Origin of the sequence: Streptomyces sp. L2 (assembly GCF_004124325.1) — a bacterium.
Taxonomy (GTDB): domain Bacteria; phylum Actinomycetota; class Actinomycetes; order Streptomycetales; family Streptomycetaceae; genus Streptomyces.
Window position 1 is genome coordinate 6,646,722 of the sequence record NZ_QBDT01000001.1, and the last position, 19,945, is coordinate 6,666,666.

Consider the following 19,945-nt stretch of genomic DNA (forward strand, 5'->3'; position numbering starts at 1 on the left):
CGGCCCGCCCGTCGCCTAGCGGTTGCTGAGCGGTCGCTTAGGGTGGAAGGGTCCGGGGGTGTCCCGCGCCCCGCCCGCCCTGTTCAGGAGTTCCACCCGTGACCGCCGAAGCCCCGCCCGCCCCCGTCGTCGCCCACGGCCGGCTGATCCCCGTCACCGTCCACTTCGACGACCTCGACGCGCTGGGGCTCCTCCACAACGCCCGCTACCCGCTGATGGTCGAGCGCGCGTGGACCGAGCTGTGGAACGAGCACGGGGTGCGCTTCGACGGCGACTGGGTGGCGGCCGGGGACGCCTGCAACGCGGTCAGGGAACTCACCATCACCTATGAGGCACCGGTGACCCGCCCCGGTGGCTACGCCGTCCACCTCTGGCTGGAACGGCTCGGCACCACCGGCCTGACCTACGGCTTCCGGTTCTGCTCCGCCGACGGGACCGAGACCTACGCGCGCGGCACCCGGGTCCTGGTCCGGCTGGACGCGGCGACGCTGCGGCCGGCTCCCTGGAGCGAGGGCTTCAGGGCCGTGGGTCGGGGACTGCTGCGGCCCGTCGGCTGACCTCGCCGGCGACGCCGCGCTCCGCGGTGCGCAGCACGCCCGCGAACAGGGCGAGACCGAAGGCCAGCGCGGACACCACGCAGAACGAGACCATCAGGCTGGTCGCCTGGGCTACCCCGCCGATCAGGCTCGGCGCGATCAGCCCCGAGGTGTAGGTGATGGTCGCGACGCCCGCGATGGCCTGACTGGGGTTGGGCCCGGCGTGCCCCGCGGCGGCGAAGCACAGCGGTACGACCACCGCGATGCCGAGCCCCATCAGCGCGAACCCCGCCATCGCCACCGCCGGGTGCCCCGCGACGACGATCAGCACGCCGCCGAGCACGGCGAGGAAGCCGCCGGCCCGCACGGTGCGGACCGCGCCGAAGCGGTTCACCACCGCGTCCCCGGCGATCCGGGCCACCGCCATGGTCAGCATGAACCCGGTCGTCGTCGCGGCGGCCAGACCGGCCGAGGTGTCCAGTTGGTCGCGGAGGTAGACCGCCGACCAGTCCAGGCTCGCGCCCTCCGCGAACACCGCGCAGAAACCGACGGCGCCGATCAGCAGCGCCGAGCGGGGCGGCAGCGCGAACCGCGGCGGCGGCTCCTCGTCCTCGGCGGGCTGGACGTCGAGGACCCGGCCGGCGGCCAGCACGCCCAGCACGGTGAGGACGGCCGCGGCGAGCAGGAAGTGCACGCGCGCGTCCGCGCCGAGGTGCGCGGCGAGGGTGCCCCCGGCCGAGCCGATCAGCGCGCCCGCGCTCCACATGCCGTGCAGCCCCGACATGATGGACTTGCCGAGCAGCCGCTCCACCTCGACCCCGAGCGCGTTCATCGCCACGTCGGCCATGCCCGCGCAGGCGCCGTAGGTGAACATCGCCAGGCAGAGCGTGTACAGGTTCGGCGCGAGGGCCGGCAGGACCAGCGACAGCGTCCACAGCGCGATGAGGCCGCGCAGGGCCGTCCGGCTGCCGAAGGTGTGGCTGATCCGGCCGGCCAGCGGCATGGCGCACGAGGCACCGAGCGCGGTGAAGGCCAGCGCGAATCCGAGCTGGCCGGCGCTGAGCGAGGCGTGTTCCTGGACCCAGGGCACGCGGGTGGCGAAGGAACCGGTCACGGCGCCGTGCACGGCGAAGACGGCCGCGACCGCGTACCGGGCGCGCCGGACCTCCTCGCGTGTGTACTCCCCGTCGGCCATGGCCCAGCCCCTCCCTCGTCCGGTGGCGTACCTCCCCGTCCAGTGGTACCGCCGTAAACTATCAGGGACCCTGCCTGATAGATAGTGAGTATCGCGACGCCCGTGTCTGGGAGGATTCCGGTCATGCCCGCATCACCCAGCACCGCCCGGGCCATCAACGACCGGCTCGCCCTACGTCTGCTCCAGCAGGAAGGCCCGCTGACCGCAGGGGAGTTGAAGAGGCTCACCGGACTGTCCCGGCCGACGGTCGCCGACCTCGTGGACCGGCTCACCGCGGCCGGCCTGATCACGGTGGTCGGCGAGTCCGGCGAGCAGCGCCGGGGGCCCAACGCCCGCCTCTACGGGATCGTCGCCGACCGCGCCCACCTCGCCGCGCTCGACGTGCGCACCGGGGGCGTCTCGGTGCTGGTGTCCGACCTGGTGGGGCGTGTGCTCGCCGAGGCGTCCGTGCCCATCGGCGGCGGCACCGGCACCGGAACGGCCGTCGAGCGGGCAGTGGCCGCGGTGGAGCGGGCCGCGAAGGAGGCCGGCGCCGGCCGGCTGCACACCGTCGGCATCGGCGCGCCGGGCCTCATCGACCCTGCGAGCGGTGATCTGCGCGACTCCGGCGGACTGCCCGTCTGGCACCGCCGCCTGGTCGCCGCACTCCAGGAACGGCTGCCCGAGGCCCGGGTCACCGTCGAGAACGAGACCAACCTGGCCGCCCTGGCCGAACAGCGCGAGGGTGCCGCCCGGGACCGCGACACGTTCGTCCTGTTGTGGCTCGGCCACGGAGTCGGCGCGGCGGTCGTCCTGGACGGCGCCCTCCGCCGCGGCGCCTCCGGCGGCACCGGCGAGATCGGCTTCCTCCCCGTGCCGGGCACGACGTCCCTGCCCTCGCGCAGCGACTGCGACGGCGGCTTCCACTCCCTGGCCGGGGCGGCGGCGATCGGGGACCTGGCCCGCGAGTGCGGGCTCCACGCGCCGGGGGCGGCGGACGGTCCGGGCGCGGCAGACGGTCCGGCTGCGGCGGCCGTGGTTCGCGACGCGGTGGCGGCCGTGGCGGCCGTGGCGGACGCGGGGGCGGAGTCCGCGGGCGCGGAGGCGGGGCCGGCGCCCGTCGGCGAGGGCTCGGATTCGGCGTCCGAGGGCGGGGGGCCGGGGCCGGCGTCCGAAAGCGGGGATGCGGGCCCGGCGTCCGCCCGTTTCCTGGACGTCCTCGCCGACCGGATCGCCCTCGGTGTCGCGTCCGTGGTCGCCGTCCTGGACCCGGGATGCGTGGTGCTCGGCGGGGAGATTGGCCGGGCCGGGGGAGCGGAACTGGCCGGACGGGTGGAGCGGCGGATCCGCCGGATGTCGCCGCTCGCCACCGAGGTGCGGGCGAGTGGCCTGGGTGGGGCGGCCGTCCTGCGGGGTGCCCTGCTGACGGCGCGCGACCGAGCTCAGGACGAGTTGTTCGCACCCCCGGAGCGGGGGGCTGACGGCTGGCCCTGACCAGCGGCCCTGGTCGACGGCCCGGCGGCGGGCAAGGGCCGTCGTCACCGCCGCCGGGCCCGCCCGCACCCTAATTGGACTAGACCAGCATGGTCAATGGGTTCGGGGTCGCGGGGCGGGTCAACGGCCCTTGACACTCAGGCCAGTTGAGCTGCCCGGTTTCGGTGCGCAAGTCCAGGGATACGTACTGTGAGTGAAGCCACACCGATCCCCTGTCTGGGTGAGTGCGAGGCGTGGCACACTGGCCTCGTACCAGAAGCAGCGCACTCCGGGGTCGGTGAAATTCCGAACCGGCGGTTACAGTCCGCGACCCGGTCGCTTCCAGCGGCCGGTTGACCAGGTGAAATTCCTGGACCGACGGTTAAAGTCCGGATGGGAGGCAGTGCGCGGCGGGCGGGCACGTGTATCCGTGCGCGTCGCCGTATTCGGGCTGGGTCCTGCGTGGACCGGCCTATCTCGGCGTCGTCCCGGTGTGCTCACCCGTTGATTCTGTCGTCATCGACAGGCCCCGGAGTCCGTGCCCGAATGAGGCAGGAGGACCCGGGAAGTGTTCACCGGAATCGTCGAAGAACTGGGTGAGGTCACCGCCGTCGAGACCCTCGGCGACGCCTCGCGCTTCCGTCTCCGCGGCCCCGTCGTGACCGAGGGCGCCCAGCACGGCGACTCCATCGCCGTGAACGGCGTCTGCCTCACCGTCGTCGAACACGAGGGCGACGAATTCACCGCCGACGTCATGGCCGAGACCCTGAACCGCTCCAGCCTGGGCGCGCTCACCGTCGGCTCCCGCGTCAACCTGGAGCGCCCCATGGCCGTCGGCGCGCGCCTCGGCGGGCACATCGTGCAGGGGCACGTCGACGGCACCGGCGAGGTGCTGGAGCGCAAGCCCTCGGAGAACTGGGAGATCGTCAAGGTCTCGCTCCCCGCGGACCTCGCGCGCTACGTCGTCGAGAAGGGCTCCATCACCGTCGACGGCATCAGCCTCACCGTCGTCGACGCCGGCCAGGACTACTTCACCGTCAGCCTCATCCCGACCACGCTGGCCCTCACCACGCTCGGTGTGAAGCAGCCCGGCGACCCGGTCAACCTCGAAGTGGACGTCATCGCCAAGTACGTCGAGCGGCTGATGGCCGGTCAGGGGGCCGGGCGGTGAACTGGCTCAACTCCGAGGCGTTCACGCTGTTCGGCCAGCGCATCATCTGGTCCGACATGACCGGCAACATCCTGGGCCTGATCACCCTCGCGCTCGGCTGGCGCCGCTCCCTGTGGACCTGGCCCGTGCAGTTCCTCTCCGGCCTGGTCCTGTTCGCCGCCTTCTACGGCCACCTGACCGGCAGCGCCGGAAAGCAGGCCGTCGTCATGGCCGTCGCCCTGTACGGCTGGTGGCAGTGGCAGCGCGACAAGGGCCGCTCCGCCGACGGCCACATCACCCCCCGGTTCGCCACCTGGCGCGAACGCGGCGCCATGGTCGCGGCCGCCGCGGCCGGCACCGCCGCCGTGGCCCTCCTCTTCAAGGCCTACCCGTCCCTGTCCTGGGACCCCTGGCCGGACGCGTACATCTTCGTCGGCACCGTCGTCGCCATGTACGCCCAGGCGCGCGGCATGGTCGAGTTCTGGTTCGCCTGGCTCCTCGTCGATTTCGTCGGCGTCCCCCTCAACTTCGCCAACGGCTACGCCTTCTCCGGCTTCGTCTACGTCATCTACGGCGCACTCGTCCTGTGGGGCATGCGCGACTGGTGGCTGCGCTCCCGCAAGAGCCCGCAGCCCGTCCTGGAAGGAGCGCCGGCATGACCTCGGCACCGATCCTCTACAGCACGGACGACATCGAGGAGTTCCGCCTCGACCCCGTCGAACAGGCCGTCGCCGACATCGCGCTCGGCCGCCCCGTCGTCGTCGTCGACGACGAGGACCGCGAGAACGAGGGCGACCTCGTCATCGCCGCCGAGAAGGCGACCCCCGAGATCGTCGCCTTCATGATGAGCGAGTGCCGCGGCCTGATCTGCGCCCCCATGGAGGGCGCGGAACTCGACCGGCTGCGACTGCCGCAGATGGTCGAGGACAACACCGAGTCCATGAAGACCGCGTTCACCGTCTCCGTGGACGCCTCCGCCGCGCACGGCGTGAGCACCGGCATCTCGGCCGCCGACCGCGCCACCACGCTCCAGCTGCTGGCGAGCGGCACCGCCGAACCCACCGACCTCGTCCGCCCCGGCCACATCTTCCCGCTGCGCGCCCGCGACGGCGGCGTCCTGGTCCGCAACGGCCACACCGAGGCCGCCGTCGACCTCGCCCGGCTCGCCGGACTCCGCCCGGCCGGCGCCATCGTCGAGATCGCCGGCGAGGACGGCCGCATGCTCCGGCTGCCCGAGCTGATCCCGTTCGCCCGCAAGCACGGCCTGACGATCATCTCCATCGAGGACCTCATCGCCTACCGCCGTACCAGCGAGCCCACCGTCCGCCGCGAGGCCGAGACCCGCCTGCCCACCCGGTACGGCACCTTCACCGCCTACGGCTACCGGTCCACCGTCGACGGCGTCGAGCACGTCGCCCTCGTCCACGGCGAGATCGGCGACGGCGAGGACGTCCTGGTCCGCGTCCACTCCGAATGCCTCACCGGCGACATCTTCGCCTCCCTGCGCTGCGACTGCGGCCCCCAGCTGGACGCCTCCCTGGAACGCATCCAGGCCGAGGGCCGGGGCGTCGTCGTCTACCTCCGCGGCCACGAGGGGCGCGGCATCGGCCTGCTGTCCAAACTGCGGGCGTACGAACTCCAGGAGCAGGGCCGCGACACCCTGGACGCCAACCTCGAACTCGGCCTGCCCGCCGACGCCCGGGACTACGGCGCCGGCGCGCGGATCCTCGCCGACCTCGGCGTCCGCGGCGTCCGCCTGATGACCAACAACCCCGACAAGACCGACGCGCTGCTGCGCCACGGCCTGAAGGTCACCGGCCGCGAGCCGATGCCCGTCCAGGCCGGCGAGCACAACCTGCGGTACCTGCGCACCAAGCGGGACCGGATGGGGCACGATCTGCCCTGGCTGGACACGCCGGCCGTGTCCACCTGCGGCAACCAGTAAGAGAACGCACTGAGGAGAGACGTGAGCGGCAAGGGTGCACCGGAGCTGTCCGTACGCAACGCGAGCGACCTGCGGGTCGCCGTCATCGCGGCGCAGTGGCACGAGAAGGTGATGGACGGTCTGGTCAACGGCGCGATGCGCGCCCTGCACGAGCTGGGCATCGACGAGCCGACCCTGATCCGGGTGCCCGGCAGCTTCGAACTGCCGGTCGCCGCCAAGGTCCTCGCGGGCCGCGGGTACGACGCGGTCGTCGCGCTCGGCGTCGTCATCCGCGGCGGCACCCCGCACTTCGACTACGTCTGCCAGGGCGTCACCCAGGGCCTGACCCAGGTGTCGATCGAGACCGGCGTGCCCGTCGGGTTCGGCGTGCTCACCTGCGACACCGAGGAGCAGGCCCTCGACCGGGCCGGTATCGAGGGCTCGAACGAGGACAAGGGCCACGAGGCGGTGACCGCGGCGATCGCGACCGCCGCCACGCTGCGCTCAGTATCTGAACCCTGGCACTAGGGAGTCGCCCGAACCGCGTAGGGTAAGGCTCACCATGTCCAAGAAGACGTTCGAGGAGCTGTTCACCGAGCTCCAGCACAAGGCCGCCCACGGCGATCCCGCCACCTCCCGCACCGCTGAGCTGGTCGGCAAGGGCGTCCATGCCATCGGCAAGAAGGTCGTCGAGGAGGCCGCCGAGGTGTGGATGGCCGCCGAGCACGAGGGCAAGGAGGCGGCGGCCGAGGAGATCTCCCAGCTGCTGTACCACGTCCAGGTGATGATGGTCGCCCGCGGGATCTCCCTGGACGACGTCTACGCCCACCTCTGAGCCGTACGGCCGCGCCCTGCCCCACCCCGCCCCCGTCCCCGTAGAAGAACGAGCAAAGGAAGCCGAACCTCATGCTGCGCATCGCCGTCCCCAACAAGGGTTCCCTGTCCGGCCCTGCGGCGGAGATGCTGCATGAGGCCGGCTACCAGCAGCGCCGCGAGTCCAAGGAACTGCGGATCGTCGACCCCGAGAACGACGTCGAGTTCTTCTACCTCCGCCCCCGCGACATCGCGATCTACGTCTCCTCCGGCCGCCTCGACATCGGGGTGACCGGCCGGGACCTGCTCGTCGACTCCGGTGCCGACGCCGAGGAGATCCTCCCGCTCGGCTTCGCCCGCTCCACCTTCCGCTTCGCCGCCAAGCCCGGCACCGCGCAGGGCATCGAGGACCTCAAGGGCAGGACGGTCGCCACCTCCTACGAGGGGATCGTCGCCGGACACCTCGCCGACCGCGGCGTCGACGCCTCCGTCGTCCACCTCGACGGCGCCGTCGAGACCGCGATCGAACTGGGCGTCGCCGAGGTCATCGCCGACGTCGTCGAGACCGGCACCTCGCTGCGCAACGCCGGACTGGAGGTCTTCGGCGAGCCCATCATGAAGTCCGAGGCCGTCGTCATCCGCCGCACCGGCGCCGCCGCCGAGGCCGACGACGCCGACGAGGCCAAGGTCCAGCAGTTCCTGCGCCGCCTGCAGGGCGTCCTCGTCGCCCGGACGTACGTGATGATGGACTACGACTGCCGTGTCGAGCAGCTGGAGCGGGCCGTCGCCCTGACCCCCGGCCTGGAGTCGCCGACCGTCTCCCCCCTGCACAACGAGGGCTGGGTCGCCGTCCGCGCCATGGTCCCGTCCCGGGAGGCCCAGCGCATCATGGACGACCTGTACGAGATCGGCGCCCGTGCCATCCTGACCACGGCCATTCACGCCTGCCGCCTCTGAGGGACCGCTCGACCATGTCCGACACGTCCGGCCTCCCCGCCCTGCCCGTCACCTTCCGCCCGGGCCACACCCGCGTGATCCTGCTCACCGCGGGCCTGGCGATCTTCCTGGTCATCACCTGGATCGCCCTGCTGCTGGAGCAGCTCGGCCCGGGGGAGCGGCTCACCTTCATCCTCACCGGCGCGCTCCTCTTCTGGGTGCTCGCCCAGCTCGCCCGGGTGAAGGTCGTCGCCGACGAGACCGGTGTCACCGTCGTCAACATCGTCAGCAGAAGGCGTCTGGACTGGGCGGAGATCCTCCAGGTGAACCTCCGCCCGGGCGACCCCTGGGTGTTCCTCAACCTCAGCGACGGCACCAGCCTGCCCGCCCTCGGCATCCAGCCGGGCCTCGCCCGGAAGCGGGCCATCGCCGACGCGCAGGCGCTCCGCGCACTCGCCTGCGCCCACGCGACGGCCCATACGGCGGAAGATCAGGGCTGAGTCGGGGGCGTCCACCCTGCCGTACCGGGCCCGGTCTTGACTAATCTGTTGGCGGAGGCTTTTTCGTCGCGCCTCCGTCCCTGCTGCGCCACCCGGCGCACGGGGCTTCCTGCTACCCGAGGAGTGACCCTCTCCGGCGATGGACGGATCGTCCTGTAGTATCTGCGCCGCCCCCTCCCGACATACCGCGGACCGCGTCCGTGAGACCTCGGAGGCGGCGGCATCATGACCATCCCCCTGCTGCTCCTGGCAGCGGCGTTCCTGCTCATCCTCGCCAACGGCTTCTTCGTCGCCGCCGAGTTCGGGCTCGTCACCGTCGAGCGCCCGGAGGCCGAGAAGGCGGCCGCCGACGGCGACAGGCGGGCCCGCACGGTCGTCGAATCGCTCAAGGAGCTGTCCTTCCAGCTCTCCGGCACCCAGCTCGGCATCACCATCACCTCCCTCGTCGTCGGCATGCTCGCCGAACCGGCCCTCGCCGCCCTCCTGCGCGGCCCGTTCGCCGCGACCGGCCTCCCCGGCGGCGCCGTCTCCGGCATCGCCGTGGTCGTCGGCATGCTGCTCGCCTCCGCGATCCAGATGGTGATCGGCGAACTCGTGCCCAAGAACTGGGCGGTGTCCAAGCCGCTGCAGGTCGCCCGGTTCGTGGCCGGCCCGCAGCACCGCTTCGCCCTGCTGTTCCGCCCGGTGATCGCCATGCTCAACACGGTCGCCAACCGGCTCGTGCGGGCCCTGGGCGTCGAACCCGCGCACGAGCTGGCCTCCGCCCGCACCCCCGGCGAACTGGTGTCCCTGGCCCGGCACTCCGCGCGGGCGGGCGCCCTGGAGCAGGACACCGCAGACCTGTTCGTGCGCACCCTGTCGCTGGGCGAGCTGACCGCGCAGCACGTGATGACCCCGCGCGTGAAGGTCAGCGCCCTGCAGGCGTCGGCGACCGCCGAGGACGTCGTCAACCTCACCCGCGCCACCGGCCTGTCCCGCTTCCCCGTCTACCGGGAGAAGATCGACGAGATCGTCGGCATGGCCCACCTCAAGGACGCCCTCGCCGTCCCCGTGCACGAGCGGCTGCGGACCCCGGTGAGCCGGATCGCCCGCAAGGCGCTCCTCGTTCCCGAGACCCTGCCCGTCCAGCCGCTCCTCGCCCGGCTGCGCAGCGAGCAGCCCATCGCCGTCGTCGTCGACGAGTACGGCGGCACGGCCGGTGTCGTCACCCTGGAGGACATCGTCGAGGAACTCGTCGGCGAGGTCCGCGACGAGCACGACGCCAAGGACATGCCCGAGCTGGCCGCCGCCCCGCCCGAGGACGGCAGGCCCGCGTGGGACGTGGACGGCAGCTGCCGCGTCGACATCCTGCAGCGCATAGGCCTCGACGTGCCGGAGGGGCCGTACGAGACGGTCGCCGGCCTCGTCGCCGACCGGCTCGGCCGTATCCCGGCCCCCGGTGACCGGGCCGAACTGCCCGGCTGGCGGCTGTCCGTCCGCCAGGTCGGCCACTACCGCGCCGAACGGGTCCGCCTGGTCCGCACCGCCCCCGCGGTGAACGTGATGGAGGCCGTCCGATGAGCGTCCTCCAACTGGTCTTCGCCGGACTGCTCGTGCTCGCCAACGGCTTCTTCGTCGGCGCCGAGTTCTCCTTGGTCTCCGTCCGCCGCAGCCAGATCGAACCGCTCGGCACCGCGCGGGCCCGGCAGGTGCTGTACGGGCTGGAGCGGCTGCCGCAGATGATGGCGGCGGCGCAGTTCGGCATCACCGTCTGCTCCCTGACGCTGGGCGCGGTCGCCGAGCCGACGGTGGCGCATCTGCTGGAGCCGGTGTTCGCGGCGGTCCACCTGCCCGACGGCATGGTGCACCCGCTGGGCTACGTCATCGCCCTCGCCGCCGTGGTCTTCTTCCACCTCGTCATCGGCGAGATGGTGCCGAAGAACCTCGCGATGGCCGCGCCCGAGAAGGCCGCGCTGTGGTTGAGCCCCGGGCTCGTCGCCTTCGCCCGGCTGTGCAGGCCGATCACCGTCGCGCTCGGCGCCTGCGCGCAGGGCATCCTGCGGCTGTTCCGGGTCGAGCCGAAGGACGAGGTCGAGGCGGTCGTCACCAGCGAACAGCTCAACCGGCTCCTGGAGGACTCCGGTCAGGCGGGGCTGCTCGGGCCGGAGGAGCGGGAACGCCTGGAGGACGCCCTGGAGCTGGGCTCACGCCCGGTCACCGACGTCCTCCTCACCCGCGAGTCCCTGGTCACGGTGCCGCCGTCGGTCACCCCGGGCGAGATCGTCGCCCTCACCGCCCGCACGGGCTACTCCCGCTTCCCGGTGGCCGCGGAGAAGGGGGCGTTCATGGGGTACGTGCACGTCAAGGACGTCCTGGACCTGGAGGACTCCGACCGCGCGGTGCCGCAGCACGTGTGGCGGCCCATGACCACGCTCCGGGCGGAACTGCCGCTCGACGACGCGCTCACGGTGATGCGCCGGGCCGCGACCCACCTGGCCCAGGTCGCCGACCCCTCCGGCCGTGTCCTCGGCCTCGTCGCCCTCGAGGACGCCCTCGAACTCCTCGTCGGCGAGGTCCGAGACCCGGCCCACAGGGTGGCTCCGCCGGAACCCGAGCAAGTCCTGGCGACGTAGCCCCGGGCGCCGTCCCTCGGCGCGGGTACGTGGTGACCTCTCGCGCAGTTCCCCGCGCCCCTTACGGGGCACGTCGCAGCTCTGTCGGCTGCGCAGCCGCAGCCGCAGCCGCAGCCGCAGCCGCGCGCCGCCGTACGTAGCTGCGGGCATGCGTGCCGCTGGGGGCGGCACGGGTGGGCGCAGCGGCACCCTGCCAGCGCGGGTGAGTGGAACCCACCCCCGGCCGCCGCCCGCAACCGCGTCACAGCGCCGACGGGTCGGAAGGGCCTCGCCCCGAGAGGACCTCGCCGTAGGCCTGCATCAGGTCGGGGAGGCGGAGCGTGGCGAGGTCGTCACGGGACAGCGCCCCGAGATATCCCGACAGGCGAAGATCCCGGTACGCACAGCTCTTCTCGTACAGCGTCCGCAGAAACCGCCCGTTCCCGAGCTCGTCGATCCACCCCTGCTCCACCACATGCCCGGCGATGGACCCCAGTTCCTCCAGCGCCTCCTCGTCCCACCCGTCCCCGTTATCCGCCGCGAGCACCTCCCCGATCGAGGTGAGTTCACCCGGCCGGTACGACGGGAAGTCCACCCGCGTGGTGAACCGCGACGACAACCCGGGGTTGGCCGCGAGCAGCCGGTCCATGCCCTCCGGGTAGCCCGCCAGGATCACCACCAGGTGGTCCCGGTTGTCCTCGGCCCGCTTCAGCAGCACCTGCAACGCCTCGTCCCCGTACGCGTCCCCCTTGCCGTACCCCGAGTTGGACAGCGAGTACGCCTCGTCCACGAACAGCACCCCGCCGATCGCGGAGTCGATCAGCTCGTTCGCCTTCACGGCGGTCTGCCCCAGGTACTCGCCGACCAGATCGGCCCGCTGCGCCTCCACCAGATGGTCCCCGCCCAGCAGCCCGAGCGCGTAGAACACCCGGCCCAGGATCCGCGCGACCGTGGTCTTCCCCGTCCCGGACGGCCCCGAGAACACGAAGTGCCGTTTCGGCGGCTGCACCGGCAACCCCTGCCCGGCCCGCAGCCGCGCCATGTTCAGCTGCGCCGACAGCGCCTTGACCTGGCGCTTGACCGGTTCCAGCCCCACCATCCGCTCCAGCTCCGCCAGCGCCTCCTCCAGCAGCGCGGGATCGGTCGGCCCGGCGGGCAGCTCCGAGGACGGCGCGACGGTCTTCGCCCGCACCGCCGGGTCGCCCACCGACGGCAGCGGCCCGGTCGGCAGGTCGGGCTCGGGCAGCCGCAGGTCCCGCCCCTCGGTGCCGAACAGCGGATCGAAGAGGTCCTGCCCGTCCACCACGTCCTGCCCGGCCCCGGTGAGGGTGATCGCGGCGAAACCGGCTGCGTCCTCGTACCCGTCGCCCTCGGCGATCGCGGCCAGCCGGGCCGAGGTGTCCATGAAGGCCGGGTCGACGCGGTGCACCGCCCGGTACAGGGGGAGCGCGGCGGCACTGCGGCCGGTGCCCTCGTGCGCCCGCGCCAGCCAGTAGCGCAGCTCCTTGCGCTGCGGCTGCTCACTGCGGCACCGCATCAGCGCCGCCGACAGCAGCGGCTCGGCGTGCCCGTACATCTCCAGCCGGACCCGGGCCATGCCACCGAACAGGCCGGCCTCGATACCGAGCAGCGCGTCGTCGAGCAGGGGATCGGTGTGCCGTACGAGCTGGTCCCAGTCCTTGACCAGATAGGCGCGGCACGCGTGCAGGAACCGGACCTGCGGGTCGGTGTCCACCGGGGGGAGGCCCGCGAGCGCCCGGTCCAGCTCGGGCACGTGCCGGCCGTCCAGCCAGTGCGAGGCGTGCGCGAGCAGCAGATCGCGCGGGCTCTCCAGCACCGGCTGCACCCACCAGCCCAGCCAGTACCAGGAGTTGAGGGTGCGCCGGTGCCGGCCGCGCTGCTCCCCGAAGCGTTCTCGGTGCCGGAACATCCTGAGCAGTGCGGTGGTGGTGTCTACGCGCAGCGCGTGCAGCCCGAGCCAGGCGTCGGCCATGCCGGGATCCATCCGCACCGCGGCGCGGAACTCCTCCTCCGCCTGCGGATAGGCGCCCATCGTGTAGGCGTCCACACCCCGCAGCCAGGCGAGGCCGGCCGGGGCCTCGGGGCCCTGCGTGCCGAAGTCCATCACGTCCCCCACAGACCGTGCCCCCGTAGGTTCGCCACCGGGCGGTGGCCCGGCGGCCCGCCGCGGTCGAACCGCCCTGCCGCGGACCGGAGTTGCGGTGCGCGAGGCAGCTGCTCGAAGGTCGCACCGAGGGCATCGTACCCGCGGCACGACCGCGCGCCGTAGGGTGCCGCACCGGCCGTTCGGCGAGGTGGGAGCAGACGGGGCGCACGGGGAGCGGTGACCGAGGGTGAGCGGCGCGGTGCGCGGGGAGGGCGCGAAAGTGGCTGCGGGCAGAACGAAGCCCCCGATCACGGGGGAACAACCGGGGGCTTCGCGCATGCGGGCGGCTCCGAATGGCCGCACATTGAGAACGTAAGTCCTGTACGGCCCCCGGGTCAAGCGTAGTTGGGGCTCTCGGAGAAGTTGCCCGGACAAGGGTCTTCACAAGTTCAGCACATTGCCGACAGTCCGTCACCGTGGGTCACATCTGGTCCGGTCCAACCGTCGCGCCAGGCCCGGAACGCACCTCGTACCCCAGGGGAGACCGCAGCACCAGAAGGTCGGCGTACGGCCGTGAGGGGTCGTCGGCGAAGTGCGCCCGCTCCGCCCTGACCCACCCGTCCCAGAACTCCCGCTGTTCCGCTCCGTCCCGCGCCCGGCCCCGCGCCCAGGACTCCTCGGGGGACACCTCCATCCACAGCAGCCGCGCCAGATGCGGCCGCAGCGCCCGGCGCCCCGCGCCGACGCCCTCGACGAGGACCACGGGGGCCGGCGGCAGCGTGCGGGGTGGGCCGAAGCGCCGGGCCCGCCAGTCGTAGGGGGTGCAGAGCGCGCTCTCCCCGCGGGTGAACGGGTCGATCACCTGGGTCAGCAGTCGCTCCGTCCACGAGAACAACTGCTCGTGGCTCGCGATGTCGTCCAGGTGCAGCACCGGCGCCCCGCCGAGGGCGGCGGCCAGCCGTCCGGCGAAGGTGGACTTCCCGGACCCGGCGTGCCCGTCGACGCCGACCAGCCGGACCGGCCCGCAGGACGGGGGGAGCCCGCTCAGCCGGGCGGCGAGGTGGTGAATGGTGATTCCCGAGGTGTGGTGCGGTGTGGGGGGTTTTCCGGAAACATTCTAGTAGAAGCCCATAGCGGGTGGACCTGTGGGCCGGAAAAACGTCACACCTTGAACCAACGGCTGACCATCGGTCAATCGCCCCGGAATAACATTCCGAATCCGCTGACCGATATGTCGAATTCGGCGTTCCTGTTGTGCTCCCCGCTGAGTAAGGTGCTCCTGCGCAAGTGCGACGCGTCGTACGGGGACGGACAGGGGAACATGGCCGCGGGGTTATTCGAAGGGCACTACGTATGGCATCCGGCGGCCGACGACCGCACCCTGGCGGGCGTATGCGTCGACGTGCGGGCCGGACGTTATCGGAGCGCGTACGAAGCTCTCGCCGAGACGCGTTCCGACTTCGGGCTGCGCGCCCACCGCTCGCTGGTGCTGGCGTCCGAGGCGGCCGGCTCCGACCTGGTCGAGCGCTGGCTGGACGAGGAGCCGTCGCCCGAGGCCGCGCTGATGTGGGCCCGGGTGGCGGTGCAGCGCGCGGTCCGCGCCGCCGACGGCCGGGACGAGCGCGCCGAGGCGCTGGAACGGATAGCGCTGGCGGCCTGTGACCGGGCCGGCGCGCTGGCCCCCGGCGACCCCACGCCCTGGGCGGCCAAGCTGGCCATGGCCCGGCTGCACCGGCTGCGCGACCCCGCCCCGCAGGGCCTGCTGACCGCGCCGCCCGGCCCCTGGCGGCTGTTCGCGCACATCCTGTCCCTCGACCCGTGGCACCGCGAGGCCCACCACCGCTTCCTGTCGTTCTTCTTCTCGCGCCACGGCGGCTCGGTCAATGCGGCCTGGGACGTGGCCGCCTTCCTCAGCCAGCGGGCGCCCGCCGACTCCGCCCTCCGGCTGCTGCCCCTGGTGGCCCTCGTGGAGAGCTACAACCCGAGCCAGCTGCTCGCCGACCGCGTCTGGGAACAGCCGCAGTGGCGCTCCACCGCGCTGGCCATCTACCACAACTGGCTGCCCGCGGTGGCCGGTTACCGCTTCACCCCGGTGCTCGACCTGGCCTACCTCGCACACGCGCTGGTCATGGCCCAGCGCGAGTTCGAGGCCCGGGCGGTGTTCGCGGCGATGGGGCCGTACGCCTCGCGCATGCCCTGGAGCGTCTTCGGCGACCCCGCCGAGCAGCTCTCCCGGGCCCGGCGCGCATGCGGCCTGCCCGTCCCCGGACCCGCCTGACCCCGCACGTGCCCTGCCCCACCGAGAAGAAAGGCCGATCAGTGTCGGAACGGACATCGAGACCCCGGGCCACGTCCCCCACCGGTAAGGAACCGGAGCTGCTCGACGATGACGCCACTCTGCACGCGATGGGTTATCCGCGGAAACTGACCCGGCGCTTCAAGGCGTTCGACAACTTCGCGATCTCGTTCACCATCATCAATATCCTCTCGGGTATTTTCTCGTCCTTCGGATACGGTATGAACGCGGGCGGCCCCCGTATTCTCGTATTCGGTTGGATAGGTGTTTCCATCATGGTGCTGCTCATCGGCGCCGCCATGGCGGAAGTCGCCTCGGCCTATCCGACGAGCGGTGCGCTCTATTTCTCCGCCGGTAAACTCGCCAAGCGGCACAAGGGCGCCTGGTCCTGGTTCACGGGCTGGCTGAACTTCGTCGGCCAGATCGGCGGGACCGCCGCGACCGGCTACGCGGCGGCCACCTTCATCCAGGCGTTCATCGCCCTGCAGTGGTCGTCGTACCAGCCCACCACCCACCAGACGGTGCTGATCACGGCCTTGATCATCGTGCTGCAGGGGCTGGCCAACACCTACACCGTCCAGCTCGTCGCCGTACTCAACCGCATTTCCGTATGGTGGCTGATCATCGGACTCGTGGTGATCGTGAGCACACTCATCGTGATGCCCGACCATCACCAGTCGGCGTCCTTCGTCACGCATTTCGTGAACAACACCGGCTTCACCAACGGACTTTACGGCGGCATGCTCGGTCTGCTCGTCACCAGCTGGACCTTCACCGGGTTCGACGGCAGCTTCCACATGTCCGAGGAAACGGTCCAGGCGACGGTCAACGCCCCCAAGGGGATCACGCGGGCGATCGGCTATTCCGCGATCACTGGCCTGATCCTGATGCTGGCACTGGTCTACAGCATTAACGACTACGCCAAGGTGGCGAGTTCGGGCGCCCCGCCCGTCCAGATTCTCATCGACGGCCTCGGCCTCGGCACCGCCAAGGTGATGCTCCTCATCGTCATCGGCGCGATGCTCTTCTGCGGCCTCGCCAACCTCACCAGCAACACCCGGCAGATCTTCGCCTTCTCCCGGGACGGTGCCATGCCCGGCTCGCGCTGGTGGCACTCGGTCTCGCCGCGCACCCGGACGCCCGTCAAGGCGGTCTGGCTCGCGGTGGGCTGCTCGCTCGCCCTGGTGATCCCGGGCTGGTGGTCGCACACGGCCTTCACCGCCATCGTCAGTGTCAACGTCGTCGGTCTCTTCCTGGCCTACGCCGTGCCGATCTTCCTGCGGCTGCGGCTGGGCGACGCGTTCCAGGCCGGCCCCTGGCACCTGGGCCGCTGGGGCAAGCCGGTCGGCTGGCTCGCGGTGGTCTGGATCCTGCTCAGCAGCGTGTTGTTCATGCTGCCGCAGGCCTCGCCGATCACCGTCGACTCCTTCAACTACGCGCCGATCGCCCTGGCCGTCGTCCTGCTCGTGGCCACGGTGTGGTGGTTCGCCACCGCCCGCCGCCGCTTCCAGGGCCCGGTGAGCTACGGCCGGCCGGACGAGGTCGCCGCGATGGACCTCATCTGAGCGAACCGGACCACTGAGCGAACCGGACCACTGAGCGGACCGGACCACGGCCCCGGCGCACGGCTCGCCCGCCCGCGCCGGGGCCGTCCCATGCCGGGGGAACGGGCGCCCCGGTCCGGTGGAGCCGCCAGTGGACGAGACCAATATTGATGGCGTGGCGTGCGTCGAAGTGCTGGCAGGGCCCTGCCCGCTGCTCCATAGTTGGCGCACAACGTGCACCGGACCAGCCCCGACTCGCACCCCTGGGGGTACTCGCGCCCATGAGCAGAGCCGAACAGCCGTCCCGCAGAACCGTCCTCGCCGCCGCGGTCGTCGCCGCGGTGACCGCGGGAGCCGCGGCGGCCACGCCCGCGGCCGCCACCACGCAGGAGCCCGCCGACCACGACGACCCCGGCCGGGCCACCGCCCGCCCCGTCGACTACCACGCCTGGACGACCGTCCGGGACTGGCGCCGCGGCACCGCCGAGGGCGTCCGGGTCGTCGCCGGACACCGGCCCGGCGTCGTCATCGGCGCCGCGGCGGGCCGAACCGACTACACCGACCCGCACACCGGCACCACCGCCACCTGGGAGTACGCCACCTGGACCTCTCCCGAGCACCGGCTGAGCGTTCCCGCCACCGAGACGATCGCCTCCTGGAACGCGCACACCCCGGCCGGCACCTGGATCCAGGTCGAACTGCAGGGCTCGTACTCCGACCACACCGCCACTCCCTGGTACGTGATGGGCCGCTGGGCGGCCGGCGACCAGGACATCAAGCGGACCTCCGTCGACGGCCAGAGCGACGGAAAGAGCAGCATCTGGACCGACACCTTCGCCATCGACGACGCGAGCACCGGGCTGCGCCTCACCTCGTACCGGCTGCGGCTGACCCTCTACCGCACCCCGGGCACCCGCCTCACGCCGACCGTCTGGCGGCTCGGCGCCATGGGCTCCGACATCCCCGACCGCTTCACGGTCCCCGCCTCCACGCCCGGCCTCGCCCAGGAACTGGCCGTCCCGCGCTACTCGCAGGAGATCCACAAGGGCCAGTACCCGCAGTACGACGGTGGCGGCGAGGCCTGGTGCAGCCCCACCTCCTCGCAGATGATCATCGAGTACTGGGGCGGCCGGCTCACTCTCGAACAGCTGGCCTGGGTGGACCCTTCCTACGCCGACCCGCAGGTCGACAACGCGGCCCGTTTCACCTACGACTACCAGTACGAGGGCTGCGGCAACTGGCCGTTCAACGCCGCCTACGCGGCCACGTACGAGGGCGTCCAGGGCGTGGTCACCCGGCTCGTCTCGCTCACCGACCTGGAGACGCTGATCGCGGCCGGCATCCCGGCCATAACGTCCCAGTCCTTCCTCAGCACCGAGCTGACCGGCGCCGGATACGGCACCTCGGGCCATCTGATGACGGTGATCGGCTTCACGGCCGACGGTGACGTGATCGCCAATGACCCGGCCTCCCCGGGCGACCAGGCGGTCCGGCGCGTGTACCTGCGGCGGGAGTTCGAGAACATCTGGCTGCGCACCAAGCGGTACAACGCCTCCGGCAAGGTGGCCTCGGGCACGGGTGGCGTCTGCTACCTGTACTTCCCGGCCCACCCCAGCCCGCACCAGCGGATGGCGCTCGCGGCGGTGGGCGTGCGCTGACCGTGTGACCAACCTCTCCGCCGCACGGGCCGTCGCGGGTGGCAAGGTGGATGGACCCGTGGGGGATTCCCCCGATACGTCCGACCTCTGTGAGCGACCATGACCGCACACCCGGCCACCGCCACCCGCGTCCGCACGGGCGGGCCCCAGGAAGACGGGCCCGCGATCCTCGAGCACGTGATGGGCTGGGTCCTCGTCGTGGTGACCGCGCTGCTCGTCACCCGGCTCGGACTGCTCTGATCCCGGCCGGCCCCGGTCCGCTCGGCCCGACACCCGCTCTACGGGCGGGAGTTGTTCTGACATACTGCGGATGTCCCGCCGACCGACTGGACCAGGGTCGAAATTGCCTACGAGTCCCCAGCGTGCCGCCGTCCACCACCGGGCGCGCGGCACGGAGCGCTCCGTGGCGCGTCGTGCCGAACTCATCGCCATCGGGCGGAAGCTGTTCGCCGACACGTCCTACGACGCGCTGTCCATGGACGACATCGCGCGGCAGGCGCATGTCGCCAAGGGGCTGATCTACTACTACTTCCGCTCCAAGCGCGGCTATTACCTGGCGATCATCCAGGACGCCGTCGCCGACCTGGTCACCTCCGCCGCGAGCGGCCTGGAACTGCCCGCCGTGGACCGCGTCCACCGCACGGTCGACAGCTACCTCCGCTACGCCGAGGGCCACCAGGCCGCCTATCGCACGATCACCAGCGGCGGCGTCGGCTTCGACACCGAGGTGCAGGCCATCCGGGACGGTGTGCGCGAGGCGATCGTGGCCACCATCGCCGAGGGCGCCTACGGCCGCAGTGACATCGCCCCGCTCGCGCGCATGGGCCTGCTGTCCTGGCTGTGCAGCGTCGAGGGAGCCACCCTGGACTGGATCGACCGCCCCGGCCTGTCCCGCGACACCATGCGGGAACTGCTGGTCAAGACGCTGGGCGGCACCCTGCGGGCCATCGAGGAGATGGACCCCTCCTATCCGGCGCCGCCACCGGCCCGTCGCGACGCCTGAGGGCCGGAAGCGGGCCTTCGGACGGCGCCGAGGCGACCGCGCATACGGCCCCGGGGCGCCCGCGCATTCCGCCGCGAGGCGACCGCGCATATGGCATGAACGCGCCGAACATCCCCCCCGTAGCGGTGCGACCCCGGAAAGTCAGGGGTGGCTTCTCGAAGTAAGCGACCGTTAACTGGTGACGGGAGGTCGCTGATCGGGCATACTCACAGCGCAGCCGCTGGTCAGCCGCCTCCGAGA

Annotated in this window: 18 protein-coding genes, 1 pseudogene and 1 riboswitch; of the genes and pseudogenes, 16 read left to right on the plus strand and 3 right to left on the minus strand. The window is 71.9% G+C overall.

The features are described 5' to 3' along the window. The first annotated feature begins 98 nt into the window (after positions 1 to 98). The gene (locus DBP14_RS29845; RefSeq protein WP_129310349.1) at positions 99 to 557 is read left to right on the plus strand and encodes an acyl-CoA thioesterase; all 459 of its coding nucleotides are present in this window, start codon (positions 99 to 101) and stop codon (positions 555 to 557) included. On the opposite strand, the gene DBP14_RS29850 is transcribed toward DBP14_RS29845, so the two are convergent. Beyond that, entirely contained in the window at positions 517 to 1,731 is a 1,215-nt protein-coding gene (locus DBP14_RS29850; protein ID WP_129310351.1) for an MFS transporter, read from the minus strand. The two genes, DBP14_RS29845 and DBP14_RS29850, sit on opposite strands and share 41 nt — an antisense overlap. Positions 1,732 to 1,854: 123 nt before the next feature. Here DBP14_RS29850 and DBP14_RS29855 point away from each other — a divergent pair, with 123 nt between their 5' ends. The 10 genes from DBP14_RS29855 to DBP14_RS29900 all read left to right on the plus strand — a co-directional run bounded on the left by DBP14_RS29855 (position 1,855) and on the right by DBP14_RS29900 (position 11,118). Further along, positions 1,855 to 3,204 carry an ROK family transcriptional regulator gene (locus tag DBP14_RS29855; protein WP_129310353.1) on the plus strand — a complete coding sequence of 450 codons (1,350 nt, stop codon included), beginning with the start codon at positions 1,855 to 1,857 and terminating at the stop codon, positions 3,202 to 3,204. Between the two features lie 259 nt (positions 3,205 to 3,463). Further along, positions 3,464 to 3,594, plus strand: a riboswitch (FMN riboswitch). Between the two features lie 157 nt (positions 3,595 to 3,751). Then, the gene (locus tag DBP14_RS29860) at positions 3,752 to 4,354 is read left to right on the plus strand and encodes a riboflavin synthase (protein WP_129310355.1); all 603 of its coding nucleotides are present in this window, start codon (positions 3,752 to 3,754) and stop codon (positions 4,352 to 4,354) included. Then, positions 4,351 to 4,992 (plus strand): nicotinamide mononucleotide transporter family protein, encoded by a 642-nt coding sequence (locus DBP14_RS29865; protein WP_129310357.1) that lies wholly within the window; start codon positions 4,351 to 4,353, stop codon positions 4,990 to 4,992. Before DBP14_RS29860 ends, DBP14_RS29865 begins: the two co-directional genes overlap by 4 nt. Beyond that, the gene (locus DBP14_RS29870) at positions 4,989 to 6,278 is read left to right on the plus strand and encodes a bifunctional 3,4-dihydroxy-2-butanone-4-phosphate synthase/GTP cyclohydrolase II (RefSeq protein ID WP_129310359.1); all 1,290 of its coding nucleotides are present in this window, start codon (positions 4,989 to 4,991) and stop codon (positions 6,276 to 6,278) included. Before DBP14_RS29865 ends, DBP14_RS29870 begins: the two co-directional genes overlap by 4 nt. Positions 6,279 to 6,299: 21 nt before the next feature. Continuing rightward, positions 6,300 to 6,785, plus strand: coding sequence for a 6,7-dimethyl-8-ribityllumazine synthase (gene ribH, locus DBP14_RS29875; RefSeq protein ID WP_129310361.1), 486 nt, complete (start codon positions 6,300 to 6,302; stop codon positions 6,783 to 6,785). 34 nt (positions 6,786 to 6,819) lie between these two features. Continuing rightward, the gene (locus tag DBP14_RS29880; protein WP_016434182.1) at positions 6,820 to 7,092 is read left to right on the plus strand and encodes a phosphoribosyl-ATP diphosphatase; all 273 of its coding nucleotides are present in this window, start codon (positions 6,820 to 6,822) and stop codon (positions 7,090 to 7,092) included. Positions 7,093 to 7,163: 71 nt separating this feature from the next. Further along, on the plus strand, positions 7,164 to 8,027 hold the full coding sequence (gene hisG, locus DBP14_RS29885; protein ID WP_129310363.1) for an ATP phosphoribosyltransferase: 864 nt from the start codon (positions 7,164 to 7,166) through the stop codon (positions 8,025 to 8,027). A gap of 14 nt (positions 8,028 to 8,041) precedes the next feature. Then, positions 8,042 to 8,506, plus strand: a complete 465-nt coding sequence (locus DBP14_RS29890; RefSeq protein WP_129310364.1) for a PH domain-containing protein — start codon at positions 8,042 to 8,044, stop codon at positions 8,504 to 8,506. 225 nt (positions 8,507 to 8,731) lie between these two features. After that, positions 8,732 to 10,066 (plus strand): hemolysin family protein, encoded by a 1,335-nt coding sequence (locus DBP14_RS29895; RefSeq protein WP_129310366.1) that lies wholly within the window; start codon positions 8,732 to 8,734, stop codon positions 10,064 to 10,066. Continuing rightward, positions 10,063 to 11,118, plus strand: a complete 1,056-nt coding sequence (locus tag DBP14_RS29900; protein ID WP_129310368.1) for a hemolysin family protein — start codon at positions 10,063 to 10,065, stop codon at positions 11,116 to 11,118. The genes DBP14_RS29895 and DBP14_RS29900 overlap by 4 nt, the downstream gene beginning before the upstream one ends. A gap of 241 nt (positions 11,119 to 11,359) precedes the next feature. On the opposite strand, the gene DBP14_RS29905 is transcribed toward DBP14_RS29900, so the two are convergent. Both DBP14_RS29905 and DBP14_RS29910 read right to left on the minus strand, forming a co-directional pair. Next, positions 11,360 to 13,222: an AAA family ATPase gene (locus tag DBP14_RS29905; protein WP_129310371.1), complete on the minus strand. Its 1,863-nt coding sequence runs from the start codon at positions 13,220 to 13,222 to the stop codon at positions 11,360 to 11,362. Positions 13,223 to 13,653: 431 nt separating this feature from the next. Continuing rightward, positions 13,654 to 14,273 (minus strand): annotated as a pseudogene (locus tag DBP14_RS29910) (hypothetical protein). A 252-nt stretch (positions 14,274 to 14,525) separates the two neighbouring features. Between DBP14_RS29910 and DBP14_RS29915 the strand changes: the two are divergent. The 5 genes from DBP14_RS29915 to DBP14_RS29935 all read left to right on the plus strand — a co-directional run bounded on the left by DBP14_RS29915 (position 14,526) and on the right by DBP14_RS29935 (position 19,705). Further along, positions 14,526 to 15,482, plus strand: coding sequence for a hypothetical protein (locus tag DBP14_RS29915; protein WP_129310372.1), 957 nt, complete (start codon positions 14,526 to 14,528; stop codon positions 15,480 to 15,482). 128 nt (positions 15,483 to 15,610) lie between these two features. Next, positions 15,611 to 17,065 (plus strand): amino acid permease, encoded by a 1,455-nt coding sequence (locus tag DBP14_RS29920; RefSeq protein ID WP_241741299.1) that lies wholly within the window; start codon positions 15,611 to 15,613, stop codon positions 17,063 to 17,065. Positions 17,066 to 17,325: 260 nt separating this feature from the next. Beyond that, positions 17,326 to 18,702, plus strand: coding sequence for a peptidase C39 family protein (locus DBP14_RS29925; RefSeq protein ID WP_129310375.1), 1,377 nt, complete (start codon positions 17,326 to 17,328; stop codon positions 18,700 to 18,702). A 99-nt stretch (positions 18,703 to 18,801) separates the two neighbouring features. Next, on the plus strand, positions 18,802 to 18,942 hold the full coding sequence (locus tag DBP14_RS29930; protein ID WP_129310377.1) for an SCO1431 family membrane protein: 141 nt from the start codon (positions 18,802 to 18,804) through the stop codon (positions 18,940 to 18,942). A gap of 103 nt (positions 18,943 to 19,045) precedes the next feature. Further along, on the plus strand, positions 19,046 to 19,705 hold the full coding sequence (locus tag DBP14_RS29935; RefSeq protein WP_241741067.1) for a TetR/AcrR family transcriptional regulator: 660 nt from the start codon (positions 19,046 to 19,048) through the stop codon (positions 19,703 to 19,705). Positions 19,706 to 19,945 lie beyond the last annotated feature (240 nt).